Origin of the sequence: Streptomyces sp. NPDC048411 (assembly GCF_040704695.1) — a bacterium.
In the GTDB taxonomy this organism is placed as follows: Bacteria; Actinomycetota; Actinomycetes; order Streptomycetales; family Streptomycetaceae; genus Streptomyces.
Genome location: NZ_JBEZKL010000004.1, coordinates 155,847 through 164,932, shown reverse-complemented (window position 1 = coordinate 164,932; position 9,086 = coordinate 155,847). Strand labels below are relative to the sequence as shown.

The window sequence follows — 9,086 nt, the reverse complement described above, 5'->3', positions numbered from 1 at the left end:
CGTAATCGGGATGACACACACGAGAGCGGAACGACCGGTCGGAATAGGACCGATCGTTCACAGCGTCCTCGCTGTGTAATTGCCTACCGGAACCATGAGGCCCGGCAGGACTTTCAAAGGAACCTCGAACCTGCCGAAACAGGCCGGGGTATCAACATATCTGGCGTTGACTTTTGGCACGCTGTTGAGTTCTCAAGGAACGGACGCTTCCTTCGTACTCACCCTCTCGGGCTTTCCTCCGGGCTTTCCCTTCGGTCTTGCGTTTCCGACTCTATCAGACTCTTTCGTGTCCGATTCCCGGTCGAAACGGGCCCTCTGCGAAGCAGAGGATTTATTACTGCGCTTTCCAGTTCTTCGCTTTCGCGTTTCCCTTTCCGGCGAGTCCGACTCTATCAGATCCTTTCGGTCCTGATTCCCAGTCAGCAGGGTTTGTCTTCCCGGCCGTTGGGCCGTTCCGACGAGTGAGACTTTAGCGGAATCCTGAGCCCCGACGCTAATCGGGGTCGCGTTCCTTCGAACGCGGATTCCTCATTTCGCAAATACGCACAGAAAGCTGGGCGACAGATGTCGCTTGCTTGATGTGGTTCCTGCGGAATCGCTGTCCGGGGACCGACCGGGGTCGGCGCTCACGTCGGGCAACTCGGAGAACATTACGGTTGCGGGCGGCCCGTGTCAACCTCCGGCTGACCCGGAGTGTGGCGGAAGGCCAGGCGGTAGTCCCGGGAGGTCGAAGGGCGGGGCGCCGCGGTCGGTGCGGTCCACGAGGTGTTCTTCGCGTTCGATGCCACGTACACGTTCAACGGGGTCGGGCCCTGGGGGTGGGCGCTGAGCGCGGACGAGCCGGCGCGGGCCACCACGGTGTCGCTGCACAGCGGTGGGTTCGCGAAGGTCGTGACCAGTACGGAGCTGGTGGCTGCCGCCGGGAAGTGAGGGTCAGCCGTTGCCTGAGGCCAACTCGCGGCTGCGGTCGCGGGCTGCTTCGAGGGCGGCGATCAGGGCCGCGCGTACGCCGTGGTTCTCCAGCTCCCGGATGGCACTGATGGTGGTGCCGGCCGGGCTGGTAACGGCTTCGCGGAGCTTGACCGGGTGTTCGCCGCTGTCCCGGAGCATCACCGCCGCGCCGATGGCGGCCTGCACGATCAGGTCGTGGGCCTGGGCGCGGGGCAGGCCGAGCAGGATGCCCGCGTCGGTCATCGCCTCGACGAGGAAGTAGAAGTACGCGGGTCCCGATCCGGACAGCGCGGTCGCGGCGTCCTGCTGGGACTCGGGGACGCGGAGGGTCTTGCCCACACCGCCGAAGATCGCCTCGGCGGCTGCGAGATGTTCGGCGGTGGCGTGGCCGCCCGCCGAAATGACGGACATGCCCTCGTCGACGAGGACGGGGGTGTTCGGCATGACCCGTACGACCGGAGTCTTCGCAGCGAGGCGCTCCTCGATGAAGGCGGTCGTGATACCGGCGGCGGCGCTGATGACCAGCCGGTCGGCCGTGAGGTGGGAGGTGAGTTCGTCGAGGAGACGGCCCATGTCCTGGGGCTTGACCGCGAGGATGAGGATGTCGGCGCGCTTGGCGGCTTCGGCGTTGGTGACGGACTCGACGCCGTAACGGGTACGGAGTTCCTCGGCACGCTCGGAGCGGCGGGTGGTGACCAGCAGGTCGGCAGGGCGCCAGCCCGCCCGGATCATGCCGCTGAGCAGGGCCTCACCGATCTTGCCGGTGCCGAGGACTGCGACTGTCTGGGTCATGCGGTTCACCCTCCGGACGGTGCGGTGGTACGCGGTTCTGGTGGTGCGTCGTCGCCGCCATCCTCGCACCGGCACGTCAGGGGGTGCGGCGGCGGAGGGTGGCTGCGCCGAGGGCGAGGACGAGGAGGGCGCAGCCCGAGACGATCAGGACGTCGCGGACGAAGTTGCCGGTGGCCTCGGTGTGGTGGAGGACTTCGTTCATGCCGTCGACCGCGTACGACATGGGCAGGACGTTCGAGATCGCTTCGAGGGCGGGTGCCATGCGGTCGCGCGCGATGAACAGTCCGCAGAGCAGGAGCTGCGGAAAGATCACGGCCGGCATGAACTGGACGGCCTGGAATTCGGACGCGGCGAAGGCGGAGACGAAGAGGCCGAGGGCCGTGCCGAGCAGGGCGTCGAGCAGGGCTACGAGGAGCAGCAGCCAGGGAGAACCGACCACGTCGAGCCCGAGCACCCAGACCGAGAGCGCGGTGGCCAGGAGGGACTGGAGGATCGCGACGGCGCCGAAGGCGAGGGCGTAGCCGGCGATCAGGTCACCCTTGCCGAGCGGCATGGCGAGGAGGCGTTCCAGAGTGCCTGACGTGCGTTCACGGAGGGTGGCGATCGAGGTCACCAGGAACATCGTGATCAGCGGGAAGATGCCGAGGAGCGAGGCGCCGATGGCATCGAAGGTCTGCGGACTGCCGTCGAAGACGTACCGGAGCAGCGTGATCATCACGACCGGGATGAGGAGCAGCAGCGCGACGGTGCGGGGGTCATGGGTCAGCTGGCGCAGGACGCGGGCGGCGGTGGCGAGCGTGCGGGCGGGGCTGAGGGCCTGGGGTTCAAGCCGGGCACGGCCGCCGGTGGGGGCCTGCGGGGTGGCGGGGGCCTGCCGCGGCGTGTTGGTCGCGCTCATCGGGCGTTCTCCTGAGAAGTGGCGGCCTCGTCGACCAGGTGGAGGAAGGCTTCTTCGACGGTGGCGGTCCGGGCGTGGGTGCGCAGTGCCTCGGGGGTGCCGTCGGCGAGGATCTCGCCCTCGCGCATGAGGAGCAGGCGGTGGCAGCGCTCGGCCTCGTCCATGACGTGGGAGGAGACGAGGAGCGTGGTGCCGTGATCTGCGGCGAGGGCGTGGAAGAGGCTCCACAGGTCGCGGCGGAGCACCGGGTCGAGGCCGACGGTCGGTTCGTCGAGAACGAGGAGCTCGGGGGTGCCGAGCAGGGCGGCGGCGAGGGAGACACGGGTCAGCTGGCCGCCGGAGAGGGTGCCGGCGAGAGCGTCCGCGTGGCTGGTCAGGTCGACATCGGTGAGGGCGCGGGCGACGGCGGCGCGGCGGGCGTCCCGGTGTCTGCGGCCCGGCTGAAGGATCGCCGCGAAGTAGTCGAGGTTCTGCCGGACGCTGAGGTCGGTGTAGACCGACGGCGCCTGGGTGACGTACCCGATGCGCGGGCGGAGGGTGGGGTGACCTGCGGGGTTGCCGAGGACGTCGAGGGTGCCGGTGACCTTGGCCTGGGTACCGACGACGGCTCGCATCAGGGTGGATTTGCCGCAGCCCGAGGGGCCGAGGAGGCCGGTGATCCTGCCGGGTTCGACGGTGAAGTCGAGGCCGCGCAGGACGGTGCGGTTGCCTCGTACGACCGTGAGGCCGCGGGCCTCGATGGCGGCACCCGGTGAATTCATCATGCGATGAATTTTGATCCTGGCGGTGTCTGCCCGTCAAGAGCACGGCCCCGCCGTCGTGCTGGACCTCAGCGAGCTGCACCACAACGACCACGCATGTGCCGTGGTCCTGGAGGGCTGGGCCGAGTACACCTGGGCCGGGCGGATCGCCACGTTCAGATCGACCACGAAACTCACGTCGACCGTGCCGTCCGGGAAGAGCTCCGCCAGCCGGTCGCGCTCCTCGTCGAGGAATCGGTGCGTGGGTTCACCGAGGACGAGGAAGGCGGAGTGACTGCCGAGGTTGACGAGGTGGGTGTCGAGGGACACCCGTCGGGTCCAGGGCACCCTGCGGTGTACGAAGTCGAGCTCGGACGGCAGATGGCGGGAGCGGACGGGCGAGCCATGAGCGCCCTCGCCGGCATCGAAGAAGCGGCGGAGGCGGGCGTCCTGCCCGTCGATCCAGCCGGAGCCGGAAGGAAGCATGGGGCCATCGTGCCCCGCGCGGGGGTCTTGCGCCGGTGCTCGCGGCACTTGACCCGCGCTCATGGGGCCCTGCTCCCGTGGGGCCGCCCTACTTGCGCTTGGGTCGCTTTCCCTTGGTGGTCTTGCGGGCGCCCGGGTTTCCGGTGCGGGCCGAGCGGCGCTTCTCGTAGCGGGCCAGGGCCGTCTCGTACTCCGCGCGGCGCAGTTGCTCGCCCGGCGCCTCCTTGAACGTACGGAGGAAGTACGCAATCAGTGAGCCGACGAAGCCGATGGTCTTGAGGCCGCGCAGATTGGCCTCGCGCGCCGGATCGGCGGGGCGGCGGCTGAAGCCTTCCCAGGTCTTGCGGAAGGCGATGGCGCTGCAGATGGCGAACATCAGGACAACCAGGATGCCGACGAGGTTGCCGACGTCGGCGATCTCCAGTCCCTGGAAGGCGAAGCGGAGCACGAAACAGGCGGCGACCGCGGCCGCGAGGGATCCCACCGCCGCCCCGACGCGTCGCAGCTCGTAGCCCCCGTCGTGGTCGACCCAGGTCGTACCGAAGAAGAGCAGGGGCTCGGGCTGCGGGCCGGGCGTGGTACCGGGGCCGGGGGCTTCGCTGTTCTCGCTCACGAGGGCGATTATCCCGGCCGGTCCGGGTCCCGGTCGCCGTCCTGGTCAGTCGCAGCGCGGGGCGATGTAGCCGTCACTGCCCGTGTGGACGTAGGTGTCCGACACGAACTGGCCGTTGGCGATGTTGTCCCAGAGGTTCGAGGTGCCGTACGGGCCGGTGACCCGCTCCCCCGGCTTCTGGCAGTAGACCGGAACCTTCATTCCGTACGGAAGCGTCCTGACGATGCCGTACTGGGTGCCCGGTCCCGTGCGGACGTTGACCCGGTAGCCCGGTGCGATGGGGTACCTGGTGACGTCGTCGGTGCCGGCGAGCGCGGCCACGTCCTCGGCCGCGTCGGTGGTGCCGGTGGTGATGTCGGTGTGCTCTTCCATGGCCGTGGGGCCCTCCCCCGTTGAGAGACGGTGTGTACAACGGGCAGGCTACAAGCCCCGCCGGTTTCGCACGCACCATCGACTAGGCTCCGTGCGTCGCGCTTGTGGACGAACACACGGGGGTGGGCGATGCCGCCGCTACGAGGTACCGGAGCCAATCCGGAAGCGGAGCATCCGGAGTATGCCGGTCATTACCGCCTTGAGGCATGTCTCGGCGCGGGCGGCATGGGCGTCGTGCACCTGGCGCGCTCCACGTCGGGGCTACAGCTCGCCGTCAAGGTGGTGCACCGGCACTACTCGGCAGACCCTGAGTTCAGGGCACGTTTCCGGCAGGAGGTCGGGGCGGCGAGGCGGGTCAGCGGGGCCTTCACGGCACCGGTCGTCGATGCCGATCCGGACGCCGCGCGGCCGTGGATGGCCACTCTGTACGTGCCCGGCCCCACACTCTCCGACCAGGTGAAGCGGAACGGGCCGATGGCCCCCGCCGAACTGCGCAGACTGACGGCGGGACTTGCCGAGGCGCTGCGCGACATCCATCGGGCCGGAGTGATCCACCGCGACCTCAAGCCGAGCAATGTGCTCCTCTCCGACTCCGGGCCCAAGGTCATCGACTTCGGGATCTCCCGGCCGTACGACAGCGATCTGCGCACCGAGACGGGCAAGCTGATCGGCTCGCCGCCGTACATGGCACCCGAGCAGTTCCAGCGGCCGCGTGAAGTCGGGCCCGCCGCGGACGTGTTCGCCCTGGGGGCCGTGCTCGTCCATGCGGCGACCGGCCGGGGGCCCTTCGACTCCGACAGCCCGTACATCGTGGCCTACCAGGTGGTGCACGACGAGGCCGATCTGGCGGGGGTGCCGACCGATCTGGCGCCGCTGATCGGCCAGTGCCTGGCGAAGGACCCTGCGGAGCGACCCACTCCGGACGACATCATGGCGGCGCTGCGCCCTCCTTCGTACGACGCCGCCGCGTTCATGCCGTCGCAACGGCGGCCGAAGGCTGTCGAAGCCCCGGCGGTGTCGGGGCCGGAGACCGCGACCGGGACGGACGCGGACACGCATGTAGGCGCGGGCGCGGCGCGGGGCAGGACGGCGGCCACGAACGGTGGCGGCAAGCGGCGGTGGCCGGCAGCTGTTGCGGCGCTGCTCCTCATGGGTGCCGGTGGGGTGTGGGCTGCCGGGGTGGTGGGCGACCCAGGTGGCGCGGGTGAGTCGGGCGGCACGAAGGGCTCGGCAGCGGCGTTCGCGCCGTGGCGGACGCCGCTGCCGACCTCGGGCAGCTCCACGCCGGTCTGTTTCTCGGCGGGCGGTGCCGGCGAGGAGGCGTCCGGCCCGTCCGCCGCGCTGTACTGCACGGCGGGCGGTATCGGCGCCGCCCGGTTGGATCCCGCGGACGGCCGGCTGCTGTGGTCCCGTCACGGCCCCGCCGGGGACACCCCGTCGGTCGGCGTGGTGTCGGTCTCCGGCGGCCTGGTGCATACGGCGGTGCCGGGCGGGAAGCTCCGGGCGTACGACCCCGCCAAGGGCGAACAGGTCTGGGACGCGGATCTCTCCCCGTACCTCGGCGCCCCCTTCACCGCGGGTGACACGCTGCTGCTGGTCAGTGAGGACGGCACGACCGAAGCGCTCGACTCCGCCACCGGCATGTCCCTCTGGCGGCATCCGCTCACCGGGCACCAGCGGCCGGACTACGCGCTGTACGACGAAGGATCGAGGCTGGCCTACGCATTCGAGCACTCGGCCTACGGGTCCACCACGCTGGTCACGGCCGTCGATGCGGCAACGGGGCACGCGGCGTGGCAGCGGCGGCTGGACGGAATGCTCACCCCGGTGGGGACCTCGGACGGTGCGCTCGTCCTGACGTCCATGAACGGGGACGCCCAGACCGTCGGGCTCGTCCGCTACGACCCGGAACGGGGGCGCGTCGCCCGAGTGGCGCTCCCGTTCCGGATGAACGAACCGGAGGTCGTGGTGGGCGGGGACACCGCGTATCTGCTGGCGCACGGCGGGACCCTGGTCGCCGTCGACACACGCCCGGTGGGCGGCGGGGCTGTCCGCTGGCAGCTGGAGACCGCTGCCGGGCGGACGTCGGCGCCCGTTCTCGCCACCGGGAACCGGCTGTACTTCTCGGCGGCGGACGGGCGGCTGCTCGCCGTGGACACCGAGCGCGGAACGCTGCTGGGCCAGACGAGCCCCCGGCTCCGGGACGGGAAGCTCACGTACGCATCGGCGCTGCCCGCCCCTGTGGCTGCCGGCCGGACCGTCTTCGGTACCGCGCCCGACGGGTCCGTGTTCGCCGTCGACGGACAGGACCCCGCTCACTGGTGAGAGCGGGGTCCGGCGGCAGCGTTCGCGGCTGCCTCGGTCAGCCTTGGTTCAGCCGAGCTTGGACACGTCCCGCACCGCTCCGCGGTCCGCGCTCGTCGCCATCGCCGCGTACGCCCGCAGCGCCGCCGAGACCTTGCGCTCGCGGTTCTTCGGCGCGTACACGCCATTCAGCGCCTCACGGCGGGCGGTCAGTTCGGCTTCGGGGACGAGGAGCTCGATCGAGCGGTTCGGGATGTCGATCCGGATCCGGTCGCCGTCCTCGACCAGCGCGATCGTGCCGCCCGACGCCGCCTCCGGCGATGCGTGGCCGATCGACAGGCCCGACGTGCCGCCGGAGAAGCGGCCGTCGGTGACGAGCGCACAGCTCTTGCCGAGGCCACGGCCCTTCAGGAAGGAGGTGGGGTAGAGCATCTCCTGCATGCCGGGGCCGCCGCGCGGACCCTCGTAACGGATGACGACGACGTCGCCCTCCTTGATCTCCTTGCGGAGGATCTTGTCGACGGCCTCGTCCTGCGACTCACAGACGACCGCCGGGCCCTCGAAGGTCCAGATCGACTCGTCGACGCCCGCCGTCTTCACGACGCAGCCGTCCTCAGCGAGGTTTCCCTTCAGGACCGCGAGGCCGCCGTCCTTGGAGTACGCGTGCTCCAGGTCGCGGATGCAGCCGCCCGCCGCGTCCAGGTCGAGGGTGTCCCAGCGCTCGGACTGCGAGAAGGCCGTCGCGGAACGCACGCATCCGGGCGCCGCGTGCCACAGCTCGACGGCCTCGGGGGACGGGGAGCCGCCGCGGACGTCCCAGTTCTTCAGCCACTCGCCGAGGGTGGCGGAGTGCACCGAGTGCACGTCCTCGTTGAGCAGGCCGCCGCGGTGCAGCTCACCGAGGATGGCGGGGACGCCGCCGGCCCGGTGGACGTCCTCCATGTAGTACGTGCCACCGGGGGCCACGTTGGGGGCGACCTTCGACAGGCAGGGGACGCGGCGCGAGACCTCGTTGATGTCCTCGAGGTCGTAGTCCAGCTCGGCCTCCTGCGCGGCGGCGAGCAGGTGCAGGATCGTGTTGGTGGAGCCGCCCATGGCGATGTCCAGCGCCATCGCGTTGTCGAACGCGGCGCGGGTGCCGATGGAGCGCGGCAGGACCGTCGCGTCGCCCTGCTCGTAGTAGCGCTTGGTGATCTCGACGACCGTGCGGCCGGCCTCCTCGTACAGCGCCTTGCGGGCGGTGTGCGTGGCGAGGACGGAGCCGTTGCCGGGGAGGGAGAGGCCGAGGACCTCGGTCAGACAGTTCATCGAGTTGGCGGTGAACATGCCGGAACAGCTGCCGCAGGTGGGGCAGGCGTTCTCCTCGATACGGAGGATGTCCTCGTCCGAGACGTTCTCGTTGACGGCGTCACTGATCGCGTTGATCAGGTCGAGCTTGCGGACCGTGCCGTCGACGAGGGTGGCCTGGCCGGCCTCCATCGGGCCGCCGGAGACGAAGACCGTCGGAATGTTGAGGCGCATCGCGGCCATCAGCATGCCGGGGGTGATCTTGTCGCAGTTGGAGATGCAGATCAGCGCGTCCGCGCAGTGTGCCTCGACCATGTACTCGACGGAGTCGGCGATCAGGTCGCGGGACGGGAGGCTGTAGAGCATCCCGGCGTGGCCCATCGCGATGCCGTCATCGACGGCGATCGTGTTGAACTCACGGGGGACGGCGCCTGCGGCCCTGACGGCGTCGGAGACGATCCTGCCCACGGGGGCGAGGTGGGTATGGCCGGGGACGAACTCGGTGAACGAGTTGGCGACCGCGATGATCGGCTTGCCGATGTCCTCGCCGGCTACGCCCGAGGCCCGCATAAGGGCGCGAGCGCCCGCCATGTTGCGGCCGTGGGTGACAGTGCGGGACCTCAGCTGGGGCATCGTCTCTCGC

The 9,086-nt window shown here is 70.1% G+C and carries 8 protein-coding genes and 1 pseudogene; 2 read left to right on the top strand and 7 right to left on the bottom strand.

The window, feature by feature from the left end:
- Positions 1–759 precede the first annotated feature (759 nt).
- A pseudogene (locus tag AB0915_RS03165) lies at positions 760–930 on the top strand (cysteine hydrolase); the annotation flags it as partial.
- 3 nt (positions 931–933) lie between these two features.
- Here AB0915_RS03165 and proC read toward each other — a convergent pair.
- The 6 genes from proC to AB0915_RS03135 all read right to left on the bottom strand — a co-directional run bounded on the left by proC (position 934) and on the right by AB0915_RS03135 (position 4,852).
- The gene (gene proC / locus AB0915_RS03160) at positions 934–1,743 is read right to left on the bottom strand and encodes a pyrroline-5-carboxylate reductase (RefSeq protein WP_366689429.1); all 810 of its coding nucleotides are present in this window, start codon (positions 1,741–1,743) and stop codon (positions 934–936) included.
- A gap of 76 nt (positions 1,744–1,819) precedes the next feature.
- Entirely contained in the window at positions 1,820–2,641 is an 822-nt protein-coding gene (locus AB0915_RS03155) for an ABC transporter permease (protein ID WP_366689428.1), read from the bottom strand.
- Entirely contained in the window at positions 2,638–3,405 is a 768-nt protein-coding gene (locus AB0915_RS03150) for an ABC transporter ATP-binding protein (protein ID WP_366689427.1), read from the bottom strand. Before AB0915_RS03150 ends, AB0915_RS03155 begins: the two co-directional genes overlap by 4 nt.
- A gap of 33 nt (positions 3,406–3,438) precedes the next feature.
- Positions 3,439–3,867 carry a hypothetical protein gene (locus AB0915_RS03145; RefSeq protein WP_366689426.1) on the bottom strand — a complete coding sequence of 143 codons (429 nt, stop codon included), beginning with the start codon at positions 3,865–3,867 and terminating at the stop codon, positions 3,439–3,441.
- An 88-nt stretch (positions 3,868–3,955) separates the two neighbouring features.
- Entirely contained in the window at positions 3,956–4,480 is a 525-nt protein-coding gene (locus AB0915_RS03140; protein ID WP_366689425.1) for a hypothetical protein, read from the bottom strand.
- Positions 4,481–4,525: 45 nt separating this feature from the next.
- Positions 4,526–4,852 carry an SH3 domain-containing protein gene (locus tag AB0915_RS03135; protein WP_366689424.1) on the bottom strand — a complete coding sequence of 109 codons (327 nt, stop codon included), beginning with the start codon at positions 4,850–4,852 and terminating at the stop codon, positions 4,526–4,528.
- 129 nt (positions 4,853–4,981) lie between these two features.
- Here AB0915_RS03135 and AB0915_RS03130 point away from each other — a divergent pair, with 129 nt between their 5' ends.
- Positions 4,982–7,177, top strand: coding sequence for a serine/threonine-protein kinase (locus AB0915_RS03130; protein WP_366689423.1), 2,196 nt, complete (start codon positions 4,982–4,984; stop codon positions 7,175–7,177).
- A gap of 48 nt (positions 7,178–7,225) precedes the next feature.
- Here the strand turns inward: AB0915_RS03130 and ilvD are convergent, their stop codons facing one another.
- Positions 7,226–9,076: a dihydroxy-acid dehydratase gene (gene ilvD, locus AB0915_RS03125; RefSeq protein WP_366689422.1), complete on the bottom strand. Its 1,851-nt coding sequence runs from the start codon at positions 9,074–9,076 to the stop codon at positions 7,226–7,228.
- Positions 9,077–9,086: the final 10 nt, after the last annotated feature.